This is a genomic window from Simiaoa sunii (assembly GCF_014337175.1).
In the GTDB taxonomy this organism is placed as follows: Bacteria; Bacillota; Clostridia; order Lachnospirales; family Lachnospiraceae; genus Acetatifactor; species Acetatifactor intestinalis.
The window spans coordinates 1312695-1333520 of the sequence record NZ_CP060633.1 but is presented as its reverse complement, the minus strand read 5'-3'; the positions used below and the strand labels follow the sequence as shown (position 1 = coordinate 1333520).

General features: G+C 45.1%; 23 protein-coding genes and 1 tRNA gene. 4 read left to right on the top strand and 20 right to left on the bottom strand.

Annotation, left to right across the window (positions count from 1 at the left end; genetic code table 11):
• Positions 1-28: 28 nt before the first annotated feature.
• Both H9Q77_RS06255 and H9Q77_RS06250 read right to left on the bottom strand, forming a co-directional pair.
• A complete protein-coding gene (locus H9Q77_RS06255; RefSeq protein ID WP_249326878.1) occupies positions 29-1360 on the bottom strand; it encodes an MATE family efflux transporter in 1332 nt (443 codons plus the stop codon).
• 8 nt (positions 1361-1368) lie between these two features.
• Positions 1369-1857, bottom strand: coding sequence for a MarR family winged helix-turn-helix transcriptional regulator (locus H9Q77_RS06250; protein WP_249326877.1), 489 nt, complete (start codon positions 1855-1857; stop codon positions 1369-1371).
• 403 nt (positions 1858-2260) lie between these two features.
• Between H9Q77_RS06250 and H9Q77_RS16830 the strand changes: the two genes are divergently transcribed.
• Both H9Q77_RS16830 and H9Q77_RS06240 read left to right on the top strand, forming a co-directional pair.
• Positions 2261-2392 (top strand): type II toxin-antitoxin system HicA family toxin, encoded by a 132-nt coding sequence (locus tag H9Q77_RS16830; RefSeq protein WP_283244817.1) that lies wholly within the window; start codon positions 2261-2263, stop codon positions 2390-2392.
• Between the two features lie 24 nt (positions 2393-2416).
• Positions 2417-2812 carry a type II toxin-antitoxin system HicB family antitoxin gene (locus tag H9Q77_RS06240; RefSeq protein WP_118668233.1) on the top strand — a complete coding sequence of 132 codons (396 nt, stop codon included), beginning with the start codon at positions 2417-2419 and terminating at the stop codon, positions 2810-2812.
• A gap of 112 nt (positions 2813-2924) precedes the next feature.
• Here the strand turns inward: H9Q77_RS06240 and H9Q77_RS06235 are convergent.
• From H9Q77_RS06235 to rho, 18 genes are all read right to left on the bottom strand, one after another.
• Positions 2925-2995: transfer RNA gene (locus H9Q77_RS06235), tRNA-Gly, on the bottom strand.
• Between the two features lie 101 nt (positions 2996-3096).
• Positions 3097-3885, bottom strand: a complete 789-nt coding sequence (locus tag H9Q77_RS06230) for an HAD family hydrolase (protein ID WP_249326876.1) — start codon at positions 3883-3885, stop codon at positions 3097-3099.
• On the bottom strand, positions 3882-4112 hold the full coding sequence (locus tag H9Q77_RS06225; RefSeq protein WP_249326874.1) for a hypothetical protein: 231 nt from the start codon (positions 4110-4112) through the stop codon (positions 3882-3884). Before H9Q77_RS06225 ends, H9Q77_RS06230 begins: the two co-directional genes overlap by 4 nt.
• An 87-nt stretch (positions 4113-4199) precedes the next feature.
• On the bottom strand, positions 4200-4556 hold the full coding sequence (gene rplT / locus H9Q77_RS06220) for a 50S ribosomal protein L20 (protein WP_022153562.1): 357 nt from the start codon (positions 4554-4556) through the stop codon (positions 4200-4202).
• A gap of 23 nt (positions 4557-4579) precedes the next feature.
• Positions 4580-4777 carry a 50S ribosomal protein L35 gene (rpmI, locus tag H9Q77_RS06215; RefSeq protein WP_022153561.1) on the bottom strand — a complete coding sequence of 66 codons (198 nt, stop codon included), beginning with the start codon at positions 4775-4777 and terminating at the stop codon, positions 4580-4582.
• 66 nt (positions 4778-4843) lie between these two features.
• Positions 4844-5338 carry a translation initiation factor IF-3 gene (gene infC, locus H9Q77_RS06210; RefSeq protein WP_022153560.1) on the bottom strand — a complete coding sequence of 165 codons (495 nt, stop codon included), beginning with the start codon at positions 5336-5338 and terminating at the stop codon, positions 4844-4846.
• A gap of 376 nt (positions 5339-5714) precedes the next feature.
• The gene (locus tag H9Q77_RS06205) at positions 5715-6035 is read right to left on the bottom strand and encodes a DUF1540 domain-containing protein (protein WP_249326872.1); all 321 of its coding nucleotides are present in this window, start codon (positions 6033-6035) and stop codon (positions 5715-5717) included.
• A 277-nt stretch (positions 6036-6312) separates the two neighbouring features.
• Positions 6313-8076: a threonine--tRNA ligase gene (gene thrS / locus H9Q77_RS06200; RefSeq protein WP_249326870.1), complete on the bottom strand. Its 1764-nt coding sequence runs from the start codon at positions 8074-8076 to the stop codon at positions 6313-6315.
• Positions 8077-8455: 379 nt separating this feature from the next.
• On the bottom strand, positions 8456-8959 hold the full coding sequence (locus H9Q77_RS06195; RefSeq protein WP_249326869.1) for a CarD family transcriptional regulator: 504 nt from the start codon (positions 8957-8959) through the stop codon (positions 8456-8458).
• Between the two features lie 180 nt (positions 8960-9139).
• Entirely contained in the window at positions 9140-10306 is a 1167-nt protein-coding gene (locus tag H9Q77_RS06190) for a GDSL-type esterase/lipase family protein (RefSeq protein ID WP_249326867.1), read from the bottom strand.
• Between the two features lie 457 nt (positions 10307-10763).
• Positions 10764-11345, bottom strand: a complete 582-nt coding sequence (locus H9Q77_RS06185) for a hypothetical protein (RefSeq protein WP_249326866.1) — start codon at positions 11343-11345, stop codon at positions 10764-10766.
• Between the two features lie 115 nt (positions 11346-11460).
• Positions 11461-12669, bottom strand: a complete 1209-nt coding sequence (locus tag H9Q77_RS06180; RefSeq protein WP_249326865.1) for a sensor histidine kinase — start codon at positions 12667-12669, stop codon at positions 11461-11463.
• Positions 12659-13411 carry a LytR/AlgR family response regulator transcription factor gene (locus H9Q77_RS06175; protein ID WP_249326863.1) on the bottom strand — a complete coding sequence of 251 codons (753 nt, stop codon included), beginning with the start codon at positions 13409-13411 and terminating at the stop codon, positions 12659-12661. Before H9Q77_RS06175 ends, H9Q77_RS06180 begins: the two co-directional genes overlap by 11 nt.
• A gap of 126 nt (positions 13412-13537) precedes the next feature.
• Positions 13538-14614, bottom strand: coding sequence for a peptide chain release factor 1 (prfA, locus tag H9Q77_RS06170; RefSeq protein WP_117465028.1), 1077 nt, complete (start codon positions 14612-14614; stop codon positions 13538-13540).
• Positions 14614-15471, bottom strand: coding sequence for a peptide chain release factor N(5)-glutamine methyltransferase (gene prmC / locus H9Q77_RS06165; protein ID WP_249326861.1), 858 nt, complete (start codon positions 15469-15471; stop codon positions 14614-14616). Before prmC ends, prfA begins: the two co-directional genes overlap by 1 nt.
• Position 15472: 1 nt before the next feature.
• The gene (locus H9Q77_RS06160; RefSeq protein ID WP_118547744.1) at positions 15473-16468 is read right to left on the bottom strand and encodes a DUF1385 domain-containing protein; all 996 of its coding nucleotides are present in this window, start codon (positions 16466-16468) and stop codon (positions 15473-15475) included.
• 116 nt (positions 16469-16584) lie between these two features.
• A complete protein-coding gene (rpmE, locus tag H9Q77_RS06155) occupies positions 16585-16785 on the bottom strand; it encodes a 50S ribosomal protein L31 (protein ID WP_022153877.1) in 201 nt (66 codons plus the stop codon).
• A 138-nt stretch (positions 16786-16923) separates the two neighbouring features.
• Positions 16924-18435, bottom strand: coding sequence for a transcription termination factor Rho (rho, locus tag H9Q77_RS06150; protein WP_022153878.1), 1512 nt, complete (start codon positions 18433-18435; stop codon positions 16924-16926).
• Positions 18436-18708: 273 nt separating this feature from the next.
• Between rho and H9Q77_RS06145 the strand changes: the two genes are divergently transcribed.
• The gene (locus H9Q77_RS06145; protein ID WP_118550827.1) at positions 18709-19860 is read left to right on the top strand and encodes an NAD(P)-dependent malic enzyme; all 1152 of its coding nucleotides are present in this window, start codon (positions 18709-18711) and stop codon (positions 19858-19860) included.
• On the top strand, positions 19860-20816 hold the full coding sequence (locus tag H9Q77_RS06140; RefSeq protein ID WP_118550826.1) for a TIGR01212 family radical SAM protein: 957 nt from the start codon (positions 19860-19862) through the stop codon (positions 20814-20816). The genes H9Q77_RS06145 and H9Q77_RS06140 overlap by 1 nt, the downstream gene beginning before the upstream one ends.
• The last annotated feature ends 10 nt before the right edge of the window (positions 20817-20826 follow it).

Below are 20826 nucleotides of genomic sequence, written 5' to 3'. Positions count from 1 at the left end.
CTGTCAAGAATAGAAAAAGGCAGACGAATTACGCATAATGATATTTTTTCCTCTTCGCAATCAAAAATCCGATGGTCACGAACAGCGCTAAAAATTCCGCAATCACAATGGACAACCATACGCCGGTAATGCCGATCAATCCCGGCAGGATCAACACGATAATGATCTGGAACACAAAGGTCCGCAGGAAAGAGATTGCCGCAGACACTGCTCCGTTATTCAGTGCCGTGAAGAAAGAAGATCCCCAGACATTCATGCCTCTCACCAGGAATGCGATAGCGTAGATCCGAAATCCCCAGGTCGTCATCTTAAGCAGTTCCTGATCATAGTTTGCGAAAATCTTCACCAACGGTCCTGCCAGGATCTGGGATGCCGTAAGCAATATCACACCGCAGGCTGAGATGATGACCAGGCTCTTTCTACACAGATTTTTCAATTCCGCATGATTGCCGGCACCGTAGTGGAAGCTTACGATAGGTGCGGATCCCAGGGAATAGCCGAGGTACAAGGTCATGAAGATAATATCCACATACATAATGATACCATATGCCGCCACGCCGTTTTCTCCGGCCGCCTCCATCAGCTGAAAGTTATAGAGCATACCGACAATGGACGTCGACAGATTCGTCACCAGTTCGGAAGAACCGTTCATACAAGTCTGCCAGATGACTTTTCCGTGCCATTTCATCTTTCCAAGTCGTAACAAACTGCTGTTTTTTCCGGCAAAATAAATGATTGGAATTGCTCCGCCGACAACTTGTCCTGCCGCCGTTGCCAGCGCCGCTCCTGCCAGTCCCAGGGGGAATACCACGATCAGCACATAATCTAACACCGCATTCGTCAATCCTGCCAGCACATTGATTTTCAGGCTGAGTGTCGGCTTCTCCGCCGCAATGAAGAAGCTCTGGAACAAATACTGCATGACAAATGCCGGTGTAGACAGAAACAGGATACGGGAATATAACACACAATCCGCCTCCAGATCTCCGTTTGCTCCCAGTGCCAGTGCAATCTGCGGTGCAAATGCATATCCGATCAGTCCCAGGACAACAGACGCAGCCAGTGTCACGTATACGATCAGAGAAAAATATTCATTCGCCAGTTCCTTTTTTCCCTCTCCCAGAGTCATGGATACCACAGCGCTTCCACCGGTCCCCGCCATGAAACCGATCGTTCCTACGCCCATCAGCACCGGCATGACCAGATTCAGGGCGGCAAAAGGTGTCTTGCCCACAAAATTAGACACAAAAAATCCGTCTACAATACTGTATATTGAAGTGCACAACAACATTAAAATGGATGGTGCCACGAAACGTAGCAATCGTTTATAGTCAAAATGATCTGATAATTGTATTTTCATAAAACTCCTCATTTCTGAGCGATTTTATCACAAAGAGGCGAAGTGAAATTTGCAATTTCCTCCCGGAATAATTCCGTCTGCCTTTTCATGATCTTAAGGAACTTTTCCATTTCCTGCTCTCCTAAGCTTTCCGTTGCCCGTACTTCAGCATCCATCAGGGGATCTACGATCTGTTCCACCAGCTTTTCTCCCTTTTCCGTCAGGTAGATCTTCTTATTCTTGCGGTTGCCTTCTTCTGCACGAAGTGTAAGCAAGCCATCCTCTTCCATATGTTTCAGGGCTGAATTCACCGTCTGTGGCGTGTAAAACCAATAGTTACAGATTTCTCTCTGCGTGAAAGTCTCCCCTTCCCTCTCCCTGATACAATAGAGAATCCAGAACGCGGTTTCCGACAGGTTACAGTTCTTAGCATACACACGGTAAATATCATCCAATTCCTTCAATAACTGATTATATAGAGCCATTTGTTTCATGGCTTTTCTTCTCTGCTCTTCCATACGCTTCCAGTCTCCTTTCAAATACATTTTATCCGATATCGGATAATTTTGTATTATAATCCGAAATCGGATGATTGTCAACTCATAAAAAAGTGCACAGAAAGAACACTTCCCATTGTGTCTTTCCATGCATCATTGTATAATAACTTCAGCATCAGTTCCGGGAGGAGTGCGGTTCGCCCGTATCGCCAGTGTCTAGGTTCACCTTATTGAATATCCCGTAGAACACTCGGCGGCTGATGCTATTCTGAAATATTCTGTCTTTTCAAAGTATAGTTTTATTTTACCCCAACGCACTACTATTACCTCGTTCTTTTTGTATGTAATATTACGTATCATTTATTGACATACGTAATATTACGCACTAAAATGAATTTGAGGTAGGAAAGGAGATACAAAAGTTATCAGCCAGAACGGCTCCCATGTAAAGCTGAAGAACACCGATACTCATAAAACCGTTATTGTTCCTTACCATTGCAAAGACATAAAAAAAGGTCTGGAACAGGCAATTCTGAAACAAGCTGGCTTAAAATAACAAATATTAACAAGGAGAACCAAAATGAAAAAACTTTTTTATCCGGCACTTTTTCATAAAGCAGAAGAAGGAGGCTTTTGGATCACCTTCCCGGATTTCCCCGAATGTATGACACAGGGGGAAAATATGCAGGATGCCTACGAAATGGCATGGGATGCACTTGGTCTTGCCGTAGTCTCCCGTATAGAGAACAGAGAAGCCCTTCCTCCGGTCACAGAACCTTACGCTGTTACTTTAGATCCTGATACCTTCTGTGTGGTTGTTCCCTTTGACCTCATATCCTACCAGAAAAAACATAACTCCAAAGCAGTCAAAAAAACTCTTTCCATTCCGGAATGGCTGAATGAAGCTGCTACAGATAGGAATGTTAATTTTTCACAGGTATTGCAGGATGCTCTTCTTCAAAAATTGAACCAATAAAACATGTTGCATTCCATGTTGCATTTTGCAAACTATTACGTCAAAATACAAAAAATCAAAATGCGCAAAGACCCATTTCTACAGGTTTTTGCGCATTTTCTATAAATATAAAAGCAGATAACGGGAATCGAACCCGCCTTTCCAGCTTGGGAAGCTAGCGTTCTACCGATGAACCATATCTGCAAAAGGAACATAAAATATTATACTCCATGTTCCTTTATTTTGCCAGTCCTAATTTTTACTATTTTTACATTTTTACCATTTTACTTATTTGCTTATCCATTTTACTTATCCAAGACTCCCAACCACTTCAGAGCGTTCCAGATGCCGTCTTTATCCACGTCCGTGGTGATATAATCTGCTGTTTCCAACACCTGTTTACTGGAATTACCCATAGCAATGCTGGTGTGAGCATACTTTAACATCGGCAGGTCGTTATTGCTGTCTCCGATGGCCACAGTGTCTTCCATGGGGATCTTCAAATAGTCCGTAATGTAACGGATTGCTGTTGCCTTGGAATATCCTTTGGGGACAATCTCATAAAACCCTTGTTCTCTGTCAATAAAATCCAGTATTTCCGACAGGTCATGCTTCATTCCGTCCATTCCCGCCGGAGTCTCTGCATAGGCATATAATTTATCGTAGTTGCCCGGTGCATTGGCATAACGATCGTATTTCCGATTTTCAATCTCACGTGCCATATGACGGAAAGTCTCAGTAAATACTTCTTCTCCTCTGGGAGCATAGTCTTCCCTGCTGCCTTCCAGGACGGCATCCACATGATACTTTTTCATGGCTGTCAGAATTGCCTTAGAATCCTCCATGGAAAATGTCTTGTGCATCAGCTGTTTTCCATGATATTCAATCTCCGTTCCGCAGCCCAATAACAATCCGTCGAATTCCACCTGTCCGGTAAGATTTTCCCCAACCAGCCGTTTCGTACGCCCGGTGTTGATCATGCAGATATGACCGTTGGCTCTGGCGATGCGGATGGCTTCCTTCGTGCTCTCTGACATCAGTTCACTTCCTCCGCATATTAAGGTTCCGTCAATATCAAAAAATATTATCTTCATCTCAGATTCTTAAGCTCCTCTACCAGATCCAGATCGGATTTCTGTACCTTCAGATTCGTGGACACGGGCTCTTCACCGGGTCTTGTGATCGTGATCTCGATAATGGTTCCTTCCGTGATCGCTCCACCCATAAAAAATTTGCTTACAAACGCTGCAAATTTGGGATGATTACTCTCGAAGGTATTCTTCGCATTCATCAGTTTCATCATCATTCCGGGATTTATCATAATGGTCTCCTTCCAAATAGTTACAAAAAAGAAAGGCCGTCCGCACCATCCGAAGATAATGTGTCCAGCCTTAACAGTTGCTATTATTTACGCGATCTTGGACTTAGCCAGCTCTGCAAGGGTCTTGAAACCTTCTGCATCGTTAACTGCCAGGTCTGCCAGCATCTTTCTGTTCATATCAACGCCTGCAAGCTTCAGACCGTACATGAACTTGCTGTAAGATAAACCGTTCATTCTGGCTGCTGCATTGATACGAGCGATCCACAGCTGTCTGAACTGACGCTTTCTCTCTTTTCTACCTGCATAAGAGCTGGTCAGAGCTCTCATAACAGACTGCTTTGCTACTCTGTACTGCTTGCTTCTTGCGCCTCTGTAGCCCTTTGCAAGCTTTAATACTCTATTGTGCTTCTTCTTGGCATTTAAGCCACCTTTAATTCTTGCCATGTCTTATTTCCTCCTCGCCTGAATTATAAATAAGGTAAAATCTTCTTCATATTCTTAACATTAGTTGCATCCGTAATTGCAGGCTTTCTCAGATTACGTTTTCTCTTGGTAGACTTCTTGGTTAAGATATGGCTCTTGTAAGCTTTAGATCTCTTTAACTTACCGGTTCCTGTTGCTTTAAAGCGCTTAGCTGCTGCTCTGCTTGTCTTCATTTTGGGCATAACGAGTTCCTCCTAAACTTTACTTAATCTATCGTGTCGGAATCCGACACTTTTTAACTGTACGAATTAACGCTTCTCAGTTAAAAACATTGTCATGCTTCTGCCTTCTACCTTGGGAGCTTTTTCCACTACCGCAATATCGGACAGGCTCTGTGCGATATCATCTAAGATATGCTTGCTGTTGTTCATGTGTGCCATCTCTCTGCCGCGGAATCTCAAGGTGATCTTCACTCTGTCTCCCTTGGTCAGGAACTTTCTGGCTGCACCGATCTTAGTGTTCAGATCGTTGGTATCGATGTTGGGGGAAAGTCTGATCTCCTTGATATCGATGACTTTCTGCTTCTTCTTTGCTTCCTTCTCTTTTCTCACCTGCTCGTATTTGTACTTACCGTAATCCACGATCTTACAAACAGGAGGCTTTGCCGTAGGAGCAATCTTCACCAGGTCGAGTCCGGCTTCCTCTGCCATCTTCAGGGCATCTCTGGAAGAAACGATTCCGAGCTGTTCTCCGTCTTCTCCAATCAGTCGTACTTCTTTGTCTCTGATCTGTTCATTAATCATTAAATCGCTAATGGTTGTGTACCTCCATAAGAAAATGTGTTAAACAATAAAAAAGCAGATAGCATAACTATCCACCTGTTCCCTTCACGGACTGCCCTCATTCAAACAAATTTCAAACGAGTTCTCTGTCTATGAAAAATCTGAACGCTTACCAGCCTGCGCCGTAAGGTGAGAGTGGATACTCTGCTTGTTGTATCGTGTTCTTCACACGCTTAAATAGAATACCACGAAGTTTTTCTGATGTCAACCCCGTTTTTACAATAATATTACATTTTTTCAGATTACTGTATTCTATGTACCGGCGGTCTCCCGCCGAATCCGGTTTCCTGCTTTATTATCCGCAGTTTCGGAACATTTGTCAAGCCGGAATACTGATTTACTTTTCTGAAAAAGTAGCACAGGCGGTCTCTCTGCAGTCGCTGGCTCCGCAGCCCTTGATATCCACATGATCCGCCACACACTTATAATTACTGTTATAGATGCACTTTACCGCCTCACAGTCGATGCTGATCGTATGGCTTGGATGAGACAGGGAGCTGCTGAAAGAATCCCGCCCCTCTCTCTTCTGCGCAAAGCTTTCACAGCAGGTTCCGTCACAGTCACAGGCGTGCTTGCCGCCCACCATGATGTCTCCCTTGCTACACAGACAGTCCTTATTATAGGTACAATTTTCCACAACGCATTTTAAATCTGCCATGTTTCCCTCGCCTTCTGCCGCTTTCTGCGGCGTCTCATCTTCTTTTTTGATTTTAAAATTTTAAAAGAGGACACGCGGCAAAAGAGCAGTTGCAGTCCCACCACGCGTCATGGATAGTCTGTGCAGATTTGAAATTCTTATTCCTTTTACTGGTTTTTTTATAAAATTTGAGATGCCACTGGCTCATCTTGTTGCCCATAAGAAATAAATAAAGCGCCACCCCCATTTCTATGGGAAGTGACGCTTTTTCATGTTTTTCTTTTATCTGACTGCCAAATTACTTGCTCAGTTTCTTGGTTGCGATCTCATCCTTTAACATCGCAAGGAACTCATCCTTAGATACGGTAGTGGTGTTCTGCTGTCCATGCAGACGATAGCTTACGGTGCCGTCCTGTGCTTCCTGCTTTCCTAAGATGATCAGGTAAGGAATCTTCTTCACCTGTGCTTCTCTTACGCGGTAGCCCAGCTTCTCTGCTCGCTCATCGATGTCTGCTCTGATGTTATTGTCCAGCAGATAACCGTACAGATCATGCGCATAGGCATTCAGCTCTTCGTCATCGTTCTTGACCGGCAGGATCATAGCCTGTACGGGAGCCAGCCACAGAGGCAGGTTACCCTTGGTCTCCTCCAGGATATAAGCCATGAATCTGTCCAGAGATCCTAAGATTGCTCTGTGCAGGACCACGGGAGTCTTCTTCTGACCGTCCTTGTCCACATAGGTCAGGTTGAATTTTGCAGGCAGGCAGAAATCCAGCTGGCAGGTAGACAGGGTGTACTCGTTACCTACCGCAGGTTTTACGTTTACATCCAGCTTCGGTCCGTAGAATGCAGCTTCACCGATCTCCTCGGTATACTCAATGCCCAGGTCGTTCAGAACCTTGCGCAGAGCGTCCTCTGCATTGTTCCACATTTCGTCGTCATCGTGATATTTTACCTTGTCCTCCGGATCTCTCAGGGACAGGACACATCTGTAATCGGTAATACCGAAATCCTTGTAGGTATTGAAGATCAGGTCTACTACATTGGAGAACTCGGACTCGATCTGCTCCGGTGTTACAAACAGATGGGCGTCGTTCTGGCAGAAATGTCTGCCTCTCTCGATACCCTTCAGGGTACCGCTGGCTTCAAAACGGAAATCATGCGCGATCTCACCGATACGGATAGGCAGATCTTTGTAAGAATGCTGCGTGTTAGCGTAGATCATCATATGGTGAGGGCAGTTCATGGGACGCAGTACGAAGGACTCTCCTTCCACTTCCATAGGAGGGAACATGTTCTCCTTATAGTGATCCCAGTGACCGGAGGTCTTGTACAGATTTACAGTACCTACGCAGGGAGTCATAACATGCAGATATCCCAGTCTTCTCTCTTTATCCTTGATATAATTCTCCAGCTCCTGCCATACGGTGTAACCCTTGGGAAGGAACATGGGAAGTCCGCGGCCTACCAGATCATCAGTCATGAACAGTTCCATTTCCTTGCCGATCTTTCTGTGGTCACGCTCTTTGGCCTCTTCCAGCTCTTTCAGATGTGCTTCCAGTTCCTCTGCGGTAGGGAAGCAGACACCATAGATACGCTGCATTACGTGGTTGTTGGCATCGCCCTTCCAATATACTCCGGAGTGTTTTACCAGTTTGAAGTTCTTGCACAGCTTGGTGTTGTCTACGTGAGGTCCACGGCACAGATCGGTGAAATCCCCCTGATCGTATACTGTGATGTTGCCGTCTTCCAGATTGCTGATCAGGTCCAGCTTGTACATATCGTCCTTGAACATTTCCATAGCTTCTGCCTTGGAAACTTCTCTTCTGTAGATCTTCTTGCCTTCCTTGCAGATCTTCTTCATTTCTTTTTCGATGGCAGCGATCACTTCATCATTGACCACATCGTTGCCGAGATCGATATCATAATAGAATCCTTCCTTTACCACAGGTCCTACCCAGAATTTTGCATGAGGGTACAGATGCTTTACTGCCTGTGCCATGACATGGGCGCAGGAATGATTGAGCGTTGAAAGTCTTTCGTCTTCCTTAAAATTTACCATTTTCGTTCTCCTTTTTGTTTTCTAAATACTCAACTATTCAGCACCTCAATTCGCAAAATCGCTCTTTCAGAGTTTTGCTGAAAAGTCACAAAAAAGTCCCTTGCAACAATCTGCAAGGGACGTATCACACGCGGTTCCACCCTGATTGCAATTATATAAAATAACTGCCACTCATTTACTCGTAACGGGAGCTGCCGGGCTGTATTAAAGCCACTCGGAGATGGTCTTCGTCCGCATCCGGCAAAACCGCTCACAGCTCCTGTTCTTAATAACAAGGCGGTTCTCTCTGGTGCCTTTCTATGCATCCTACTCTTCTCTTCAACGTTTTCTGATCTTAAAATCTGTTGCTTTAGGACTTATGTTGATATCATAGACCTTTTCACACGGATTGTAAAGAGGTATTTATATAGCTTTCCACATTTTCTCTGGACATATCTAAAGCTACCGCCAGTTCTCCATACAGATGATCCTCTGCAATACGAAAATATCTGGCATCCACTGCTGTCTCCTTACGTCCTACTTCCTCTCTGGCACGTTTCCGCAGGTAGATCGTCTTGATGATCCGGATCAGATCCTGACAGCTTCTGGTCTTTAAGCAATTCTTGTATTCCTGCTCTAACAGCTTATCATTGGCAATGGTGATCAGCGGGATCTCCGGGATCCTGTGGATCAGATTCTCCGCTTCCTCGTGCGCAAGCACCTTACGCATGGAGCCTTCCGCCGTATCCACCGGAATATATACCGTGCTGGAGGACAGATACAGAGGTTTTAAAATATAATACTCTCTCTTCTTATCCACTCCCGCAATGTCTAATGTCGTGATCTCTTCCACCACACAGACTCCCTTACTGCCACATACTACACGTTCGCCCTTCTGAAACACCTTAACCTTCCTTTCCTCTGCCGACTGCAGAAAAATGCAAAACACAATTTCCGTTTACTACCAATAATATATCCATTTTTAACTATTCTAACAGAAAAAACGCCGAAATGTCAGTATCTTTCGGCGTTTCTGAATATTTTTGTGAATATTGCTCATAGGAAATCGGTCAGGTATTGTGCATTATTTCTGATAGGCGATGCGTGGATCTCCGTTTTTCAGGTAAATAATGCCTCTGCGTTCAAAGCCGTTCTTCTCCAATAAGTGCTGCATGGTGTGATTATCGAAATGGGTGTCGGCCCGCAGATATTTCACTTTGCTCTCACAAAAAGCAACACATTTTGCAAACAGTCCCTTCACTTCCCCGTCTCCCGCCAGGCGATGGATTGTGCCGTAAGGTCTCTCCTCCCGCCAGCTGCCGTCCTCAATATAGGCATAGGTCGGTTCCTCCTCCAGCAAAAGCATAAATACCCCGTGGATGCGTCCGTCTTTTTTATACACGTACAACCTCTGTTTTTCAATGTCTGTCCGCAGTGTCTCCGGATCCGGATAGGCGCCGTTCCACTGGTTCGGATTGCCGTTTGCCCGCATGTAAGCTTTGGCGATGTCATAGATCTCCAGAATCCGGGGCAGATCTGCCTCTTTTGCCGTTACGATCTCCTCCATCCCGTCACTCTCTCTCCTCTCTTCCACTGCCTCCGGTGCCGTTTTCCCAAGGATGTCCCGCACGGCGGTCTCCATCCGCTCTGCCATCTGTCTGTGGCCCTTCGCTGTCAAGTGCACATGATCCACGCTTGTCAGTTCACAGCCTCCGGCATCTAAGAAATCCGCCCGCTCAGCCACTGCCAGAAAAGCATATTCTCTTGCCAGTGTCTTCGTTGTCTCCACGCTTTTTTCATTAAAATCAGGATAAATCACACCCTCTTCGATGGGAACCGGTGCCACAATCAGGATCTTCGGTCCATTCTTTCCCCAGCAGGGAACCGATTTCGCCTCTTCCAAGAGGATCTGCATGCCCTTTGCAATCTTCCGCGCATCCGTATTGAATTTCACCTTGGAATCATTGGTACCTAACATCAGGATCAGCAGGTCTAACGGCTCGTGGCTGTTCAACAGGGCATGCAATACCGGCAGCAGATTCACAGAATCCATGTCCGGATCATCATACACACAGGTTCTGCCGCTTAAGCCTTCCTCAATGACCAGATACTCCGCTCCCAATGCCTTCTGTAACAGGCAAGTCCAACGTTCCTCTTCATTATATCTGCTGCCGTGGTCGGCACTCTCCGACGGATCGGTGCAGAGCCCATGGGTATTGGAATCTCCGATGCACAAAATATGTTTTTTCACTGTTTAACTCTCCGTTTTCTATTTCAGTCTGTAACTATCCAGGATCCCCAGACCCTTTTCCGACTCCTGCTCATAGAACTCCAGACCTTCGGTTTCATTGACATATTCACGTATTGCTTCTGCTATGGTCATTTGATTTTTTCTCCTTCTACTGTTCCTTTGTTCATATTTGCTGCTTCTCTTTATTGTATCATAAGCTCACGAATTCGTGCTATCGCACTCTACATCCTGCTTCGCAGGATATTCGTTCGCTAATGAGCCCAGAAAAACAAATGTCTGCTTGCAGCCACTTGTTTTTCCTTGAGGCTCATTATATCATAAAAGGCGAACCCTGGCACCGCCAAAGTCCGCCCTTCATCATTTTCTTCTCTTATTCCTCATTCAACTTAGCTGTATAACTTATGATAATTCCCGTTTCTACCTTTCGCATTTTCTGGAAGAGTAAAAAATTTATCTCTTAAGTTAGTGTCATTTTAGAATCAAAACAGACTCTTAATAGTTCAAATACTAAAAAGGAAATCGGAACTATCAACAAATCAGGTTCATGAAATGTGACAAGGATAGAAAACCTTTCAGCTATATTTTCAAGTACCTGTGTTCCCGCAAGTGCGCCGGTACCACTGATATAGAAATAAATATCTTTCATGGATATAACGGAGGCAATACGATCCAGGAATCTGGTATAAGACATTCCCAATACTACACCCACTATTAATATTGTCTGAAGCATTATTTTTCTCCAATTTCCTTGTAGCGTTTCCTTAATCTTTTTCAACTGTCCCACACGAAAGTCTTTCCCATGAGCTAACATACATAACACAACTGCTGTCAATGCAGTAAACAACAGTCCTGTTTTTCCCGGGATCTGAAAGAGCCGGCTTTCCGGCATAGTGATCCAACTCCATTGTTGCTCATATAAATCACTTTCCGTTTGATGTGCCATAAAAATCCAAAACTCTATCATTTTGCCAATCTCAGTTAACAAAAAATATCCTAAAATTACAGGCACACATTTAACAGTTTCCTTGATTTTCATCATAGGATTCTCCTTCTAATTTTGTAGACTTTTGTTACTCTTTCGTCCTTTTTTATAATAACTTATTTTTTTATTATTATCATAATTTGTCCACAAAAAGCAGAAATCTGACCACCAATTATTGCACGTCCAACAATATTTTAATACTTACCTGCATATCAACCCTGATTGACAACTCTCCTTGATATTTTTCCACAATTTGTTCAATAATCTTCATTCCCCAGCCATGCGCTAATGAGTCCTGCTCTCTCTCAGATACAAAATGATTATTTTCAACTACTGGTTTTTCTTTATAGTCATTTTTCATTTCAATCACAAGAAACCCTGCTGTTATCGCAATATTCAATCTGATTTGTTCTTTTGCTGCTTCCAATGCATTGTTCAATAAATTGGCACATAATACACAAAATTCTCTATCCTCCAATTTTAACCCTGACGGAAGAATCGGTGTTTCGACCACCAAAAGAATATTACGCTGTTCCGCTTTCTCTTTTGCTTCATAAATTACAGTATCTACAATATCTACGCCTGTATGTACCGGAATCATTTTACACTGCAGCGGTTCCTGCACGCTCTCTATATATGCTAAAGCTTCTCTCTGATCACCATGTTGCAGAAGTCTCTCCAGCGCTCGCAGATGATGTTTGATATCATGATACAGTTTTGCATTTTCTGTATAAAAATTCTGTGCTCTGACATACTGACTCTCAATCAGATCATATTGTGTATCTAATACAGAGATTTGCATCTTCAGTTGCGATTGGCGGAAGTAAAAATATACCACAAGAAGCAGACTCACCAGGCAGGACAGGAAAACATAATTCTGAATTGCATTTCCATAAATCATATCCATGAAAAAATCACACAGAAATACTGTGCTAAAGAAAGCAATGCCAAATGTTTTCAACAGATTCAACGATGTAAAAGTTTTTCCTATTACTTTATGTCTTATAGCAGATATCAATATACCATTTAAAACCAGCCACCCTGACTGTGCGCAAAATTCCGCATTTGTCCAGAAATGTTCCACCAGTTCCAGTAAAACGGTCCAAATAAAAACATAACTGACTACAAGGGATGCTATTTCTTCCACAGAGCCATTCCATAACAGGTATCCTAAAATAGTAAGAAGTAACAGTAACGGAATCCACGACAAATACTTTTGCAGACCATACCATAGCATTCCCGATAATAAAATTGTTAAAATATATTTTTTATCTGAATCTATGTATTTTCTCCGATCAAAAAGCTTATCCATCCATATCAGAAGCCATGCCGAGTTGTGTATGCTCCACAGAATTTTAATCATCTGTATTCTACTCTCCATTCATCGTACCTGCCTGCCAATATTCCATTATCTGATGTTTTAATTGCGCCAGCCGTCGTTCTCCTATGTACAATTGCTGCCCCGTAGATAAAACCATCTGGTTATCTTTGATCTGTTTCACATGATATAAATTACACAAATATCCCCGATCTACCCATACGAACTCATCTTCCGGTAATTTCTCCGATATCTTTTTTAAGGAACTTCTTACCTTACACCTGGTTGCATCCGTCTTTTCAATATATAAATACTTGCCTTCTCTCCAAATATATACAATTTTTCTAAATGGTATTTTTTCTATACCCTGTTGGTTTTCTGCAATATAACCCTCTGAGGTACGTGATACAATTTCCCTGAATACTGCCTCCAGTGCCTGTGTGATCATGCTCTCCATTTGTTGCTTCGGAATAAAACGAAATGGTCGGAATTCAAATGATTTATACACATAACTCTCGTAAGCAGACACAAAGATGATCAGAATATCCGGTGCTGTTTCCTGAATTTTAGCTGCCAGTTCAAAGCCATTTAATTCCTGCATTTCAATATCCAAAAACAACAAATCAAACGCTTGACCATCCTCAATTTCGTACCACAATGCCTTACTGCTCTGATATACATTACATTCATAAGGAATGCTTTTTTTCATGAAATACTCTTTTATATGTTTTTCCATGAACTCCGCGTCTTCTACTGTATCATCACATATTGCAGCTTTCATTTTCCATGCTGTATACTTTCCCATCGTTCCCCTCTCCTTTATAGTATAATTATGCCATAACTATGTCCTTTTTCAAATTATTTTTATTCATTAAGAGTATACATAAAAACGGTCTTTTGACTTATGCCAAAGACCGTTTCTTTTACAATTTTATTCTTCATTCATCTTAGCCAGCTTGGCTGCCTGGTCGGCTGCGATGCAGGCATCGATAATCTCTTCGATATCTCCGTTCATGATCTTGTCTAACTTATACAGGGTCAGACCGATACGATGGTCGGTGACACGACCCTGCGGGAAGTTGTAGGTACGGATCTTCTCAGAACGGTCTCCGGTACCGATCTGGCTGCGGCGCATCTCTGCTTCCGCATCGTGTCTCTGCTGCTGCTCGATGTCATACAGCTTGGACTTTAACAGCGCGAATGCCTTCGCCTTGTTCTGAATCTGGGACTTCTCAGTCTGGCTGTATACCACGATTCCGGAAGGATAGTGGGTCAGACGTACTGCGGAATCGGTGGTGTTGACACACTGACCACCGTTACCGGATGCTCTCATGACATCGATACGGATATCTTTGTCCTCGATGACGATATCAATATCATCATCCACCTCCGGCATAACCGCCACACTGATGGTGGAGGTATGGATACGTCCGCCGCTCTCGGTCTCCGGCACTCGCTGTACACGATGTACGCCACTCTCATACTTCATCTTGGAGTAAGCACCCTGTCCGCTGATGGTAAACTGTACTTCCTTCATACCGCCGATACCGATCTCATCCACGTTGATCAGCTCTACCTTCCAACGCTGCTTCTCGGCATAATGCACATACATACGATAGATCTCCGCTGCAAACAGTGCAGCCTCATCGCCGCCGGCACCGGCACGGATCTCCACGATTACATTCTTGTCATCATTAGGATCCTTGGGCAGTAACAGGATCTTCAGCTCCTGCTCCAGCTCTTCTACGCGCTTCTTGCTGTCGTTTAACGTCTCCTTGATCATCTCGCGCATTTCTTCGTCTTTTTCCTCTTCCAGCATGGAAAGAGAATCTTCGATATCCTGTTTGCACTTTTTGTACTCTGTATACGCATCCACGATGGGAGTCAGATCACTCTGCTCCTTCATCAGCTTGCGGAAACGTTCCTGGTTATTCGTGACCGTGGGTTCATGCAGTTCGCCCATGATCTCTTCAAAACGAATCAATAAATCTTCTAACTTGTCAAACATTAGTTTTTCCTCTCAACATAAGTTCCATATACTACACGATCCAGACCGGCATAATCCTGTACCACCTGTACTTCACGGTATCCGTGTTCCCGCATCAGTTCCGATGCTGCCTGTCCCTGGTCATATCCGATCTCAAAAAACAGCATACCACTGCTCACCAGATACTGCCCGGCTTCCGCAATAATACGACGGTAAAATTCCAATCCATCCTCCGTTCCGTCCAGAGCCATCCGCGGTTCATGGTCGCGCACCTCCGGCATCAGCCTGTCTACCTCAGCACTGGCAATGTACGGGGGATTTGATACAATGATCTCGAATTTTCCTTCTACTTTTTCAAACAGATCGCTCTGTAAAAAATGCACATGCTCCGCTTTTTCCGGTGTAAGCACCTTCAAGACATTCCGTCCTGCTACTTCCAACGCTTCCGCAGACAGATCCACACCCAGTCCTTCACAATCATTGCTGTAATGCAGCAGGCTTAACAGAATGCATCCGGATCCCGTACACATATCCAGTATCCGCATCCCGTCATGGAGCTCCTTCAGTACCTCCTCCACCAGGATCTCGGTATCCTGCCTCGGAATCAGCACATGCTCATTGACGTTAAAGGTCAGCCCCATGAAATCCTGTTCCCCGGTCAGCTGCTGCAGAGGAATATGCTCCGCGCGCTGACGGATCCAGTTCAGATACTTTTCTTCCGCTTCCGGTGCCACCGGCTGTTCGCCGTGCACCAGCAGATCATTGCGGTTCGTACCGCACACGGCTTCCAGTAAAAGTCTCGCATCCAGTGCAGCTTCCTCGATTCCCGCTGCCTGTAAGGTACAGCAGCCCTGTTCGTAACATTCCCGATAGGTCATCTTAATCCTCCGGCTCTGCGGAAGCCTCATCTTTCATCCAGCTCTCGTCCACTTCGTAGCCGAAGGTATCCTGTAAATATTTCTTCCAGTCAAACACCGCTTCCACGGACGCGATAGCTACCTCTGCCATGCTCTCATCCGGCTCCTTGGTGGTCATACGCTGGATCCACATACCGGGAGCCGACAGAATCTTAATAAAGATATTGTCCGTGCGCCCTGCCAGGCGGATGATCTCGTAAGAGATTCCTGCCACAACAGGCATCAGCAGAATACGAAGGATCACCTTCTCCGCTACATTGTCCACCTGTATAAAGAAAAACAGCACAATGCTTACCAGCATAACAAAGAAAATAAAGCTGGTTCCGCAACGCTTGTGCAGCCTGGAGCTATGCATCACGTTGTGCACCGTAAGGGGTCTGCCTTTTTCGATACAGTTAATACACTTGTGTTCCGCACCGTGATACTGATACAGTCTGCGGATATCCTTCATGGCACTGATGCCCCATACATACAGTAAAAACAGGGCAATACGGATCACACCCTCGATGATCGACATCAGAGAACGATTGCGGATAAAGCTCTCAAACAGAGATGAAATAAAATAAGGAAGTACAATGAAGAGTCCCACTGCCAGTACGACAGAGATCACCGTTACGATTCCGGATAATAATTTCTCTCCGTTACCGCCGCTCATTTTATCCATTGCTTTATCGAACTTTGTCTCCTTACTGTCCTCCTCTTCATAAAAGGAAGCAGAATAATTTAACGCCCTGGTTCCCAGGATCAGAGAATCCAGGAAATTAAAAATACCGCGGATAAAGGGAAGCTCCTTGATTTTGCTGCCGTGAGCCAGCCCCTGATAAGTCTCAACTTCCACTTCGATCTCGCCGTCGGGCTTACGGACTGCCACCGCGTATTTTTCTTTATTTTTCATCATAACGCCTTCCAGTACGGCCTGACCGCCGATTCCGGAATAACGACTTTTCCTTCTAGCCATAAACTTTGTCCTCGTAATGCAATATAAAACAGAATCCTTTTTGTCGTATAGGAAAGCACTTTCTGTACGACAAGAAACGGTTGAGATAAGAATACCTCAACCGTTCGCTTGCAATCTTATTTAACACCGTATTTCTTATTGAACTTATCAATACGGCCATCGGTTCTTGCAGACTTCTGCTGGCCAGTGTAGAATGAATGACACTTGGAGCAAACTTCTACGTGAAGCTCAGGCTTGGTGGAGCCGGTTACAAATGTGTTACCACAGTTGCAGGTTACAGTTGCCTGGTAGTAAGCGGGATGGATTCCTTCTTTCATTTCTTTCACCTCTCTATAAAAATGTCGTGTATAAGTTCTTGTTCTCATCCTCACTGCTTATGGAACCACAAACAGCGGTATTATTGTACCATAAGAGGAGATACGGTGCAAGACTTATTTTAACATTTTTTGCGATAATTAAATAAAGTGATTTTTCTTCACCATGTTCACAAATTCCACATTATTTCGTGTATGGGCAAACATATCCAGAATCCGGTCGGTTGCCTCATCCGGCTTCAGTCCATTCAGTGCCTTACGCATGATATTGATGGCTTCCAGCTCTTCCGGAGTTAACAGCAGGTCTTCTCTTCTGGTGCCGGACTTTGCAAGGTCGATCGCCGGGAAGATACGCTTCTCGGACAGTTTTCTGTCCAGAACCATTTCCATATTACCGGTACCTTTGAATTCCTCGTATACCACATCATCCATCTTACTTCCGGTCTCTACCAGTGCGGTCGCCAGAATTGTCAGGCTTCCGCCCTCACGCATATTACGGGCTGCACCGAAAAATCTCTTGGGCATATGGAGTGCTGCAGGATCCAGACCACCGGACAGAGTACGTCCACTGGGAGGAACCACCAGGTTGTACGCACGGGTCAGACGGGTGATACTGTCAAGCAGGATCACGACATCCATTTTATGTTCAACGAGACGCTTTGCACGCTCGATCACCATCTCGGATACTCTCTTATGATGCTCAGGAAGTTCATCAAAAGTGGAATAGATCACTTCCACATTATCTCCGTGGATCGCTTCCTTAATATCGGTAACTTCCTCGGGACGCTCATCGATCAGCAGGATCAGCATATGCATCTTGGGATTGCCGCGCAGAATAGATTTTGCCACTTCCTTCAACAGCGTTGTCTTACCTGCCTTGGGCGGGGATACGATCATACCACGCTGTCCCTTACCGACGGGACTCACCAGATCCATAACTCTCATAGCAATGCTACAGCCGGGAGTCTCCATTTTGATCCGCTCATCGGGGAAAATCGGAGTCATATCTTCGAATGCCATTCTCTTGGAGGATTCTTCTACGGTATATCCGTTAATGCTCTTAACAAACAAAAGCGCACTGAACTTCTCCTGCTGGGTCTTGATCCGCTTGTTACCCTTCAGAATATCTCCTGTCTTCAGTCCGAAACGACGGATCTGACTGGGTGCCACATAGACATCATTCTCACCGGGCATATAATTCTCGCAACGGATAAATCCATAGCCATCCGGCATGACTTCCAGAATACCGCTGGCTTCGATACCGCTGTCCAGTTCCTTGGGATACTGACTCTCATCATATGCCACATTATTGGGATTGAACGTACGTTCTTTGGTGTAGGCTTCGCTCCGCACGCCTACGTTCTCCGCACTCTCCCCACGATAATTGCGATCCGGTCTGTAATTCCTCTCCTGTCTGACAGGACGTTCCGATCTCTCCTGCTTTTGCGGTTCTTCGCTTCTGACGGTCTCTGTCGCAGACTCCTGCTTCTGCTCTGCTGCTTTAGCCTCTTCCTCTTTTTTCAGCCGCTCATCCTCTGCCAGCATAGCTTCTACCAGCTCTGCTTTTTTCATCGTAGAAGTACCCTTCAGACCGCGTACTTTTGCCAGTTCTTTTAACTGAACTAACGGCAATGATTCATATTTTTCTCTCATAAACTCCTCCTCTATTCCTTATTATCGTCCATAAAACTGTTAACTAAGGGGATTTACATCTTGATCTACCTATGATGTGTGATGAATTAAAAAGATATAAAAACAACATCTGCGTCTATTATAATATATTTTTTTTCAAATAGGAAGTCCCAAAATTATTTTTTTACAAATCCTTGCTAAGACATCGATTCTATTATATCATTACTAATAGCTGTCAAACACAGAAATCTGTATGACAGATCAACTACTAATACAATTAAGAGAGGTATTGTCATGACAACCAACGAAAAAGCATTACTGATGCACGAAAAATGGAACGGCAAACTGGAAACCGTCTCCAAGACTCCCGTCAAGACCCGTGAAGATCTTGCGATCGCTTATACTCCCGGTGTTGCGGAACCCTGCAAAGTAATTGCAAAGGACAAAGAAGCCGCTTACAAATATACCATGAAAGCCAACACCGTTGCTGTCGTCTCCGACGGAAGTGCGGTTCTCGGTCTCGGTAATATCGGTCCCTATGCGGCAATGCCCGTTATGGAAGGCAAGGCAGTCCTCTTCAAGGAATTCGGCAATGTCAATGCAGTTCCCATCTGTCTGGATACCCAGGACACTGAGGAGATCATCAAAGCCGTAACTTATCTGGCACCCGGCTTCGGCGGCATCAATCTGGAAGACATCAGCGCTCCCCGCTGCTTTGAGATTGAGGAACGTCTGAAGGAGCTTCTGGATATTCCGGTATTTCATGACGATCAGCACGGTACCGCTATCGTTGTTCTCGCCGGTGTGATCAATGCCCTGAAGGTAGTCGGCAAGAAAAAAGAAGACTGCCGTGTCGTAGTAAACGGTGCCGGCAGCGCCGGTGTAGCTATTACGAAGCTGCTTCTGACCTATGGATTCCCCAATATTATCATGTGCGATAAAGTAGGTATCGTGTCCAAAGACACCGAAGGTTTAAACTGGATGCAGAAAAAAATGACAGAAGTAACCAATTTAAACAACGAGACCGGATCTCTGGCAGATGCTCTGAAGGGTGCTGATATTTTCATCGGTGTATCCGCTCCCAACATTGTCACACCGGAAATGGTAGCTTCCATGAACCACGATTCCATCCTGTTCGCCATGGCCAATCCCGTGCCCGAGATCATGCCGGATGTAGCTAAAGCCGCAGGTGCCCGCGTCGTCGGAACCGGACGCAGTGATTTTCCCAATCAGGTGAACAATGTTGTGGCATTCCCCGGTATTTTCAAGGGTGCTTTGGAAGGTCGCGCTACCCAGATCACCGAGGAAATGAAGCTGGCAGCCGCAGAAGCCATTGCAGGCCTGGTTCCCGCAGACAAGCTGTCTGACGACAATATTATGCCGGAAGCTTTCGATCCTCAGGTAGCCGAAGTTGTGGCTGACGCTGTGAAAAGTCATATTCACTGATGCAACGGACAGACATAGCAAGAGACTGGCACGGTAAACCCTACTACTCTCTGGATTCCTATTGTAAAAATACGTTTCACCATAAATGTTATAAAATAGCCCTGAATGCCCGGATGTCCTGTCCCAATCGGGACGGCACCCTGGACACTCGGGGCTGTATCTTCTGTAGTCGCGGCGGCAGCGGCGATTTTGCCGTAGACATCCTCGGCAAATCGATGGAAGAACAGATTGCGGAAGGCATTTCCAACTTCGGCAATAAATCCATCGGACAGGATCTGATCGCTTATTTTCAGGCATATACCAATACTTACGCACCTCTCCCGTATTTGGAAGAGGTCTATCGTTCTGCCCTGGATCATCCGGACATCTGCGGTATCTCCATCGCCACGAGACCGGACTGCCTGGGACCGGAGGTACTGGCACTACTCTCCCGCCTGAAGGAAGAATACCGTGATAAATTTCTCTGGGTCGAGCTTGGTCTCCAGACCATTCATGAAGAGACCGCTTCCTATATCCGCAGAGGCTACCCTTTATCCTGCTTCGAAAAATCCTGTGCTGATCTGAGGACGCTACAGATTCCCATCATTGTTCACACGATTTTGGGGCTTCCCGGGGAGTCTGATACACAGGTTCTTCAGACCATAAATTATCTGAACCGTATCTCCCCGTTCGGCATCAAGCTGCAATTACTTCATGTTCTGGCAGACACGGATCTGGCCGGGGATTATGTTGCCGGGAAATTTGAGGTTCTGACATTGGATGCCTACCTAGATCTGGTCATCTCCTGTCTGGCTCATCTGTCACCGGAGATTGTGATCCACCGTGTCACCGGTGATGGTCCGAAGGATCTGCTGATCGCTCCGAAATGGAGTCTGGATAAACGTGGGGTGTTAAATGCTTTGCATCATCGCATGAAAAAACAGGGCATCCGTCAGGGTGACCTGTATCAAATATAAGATCGTAATA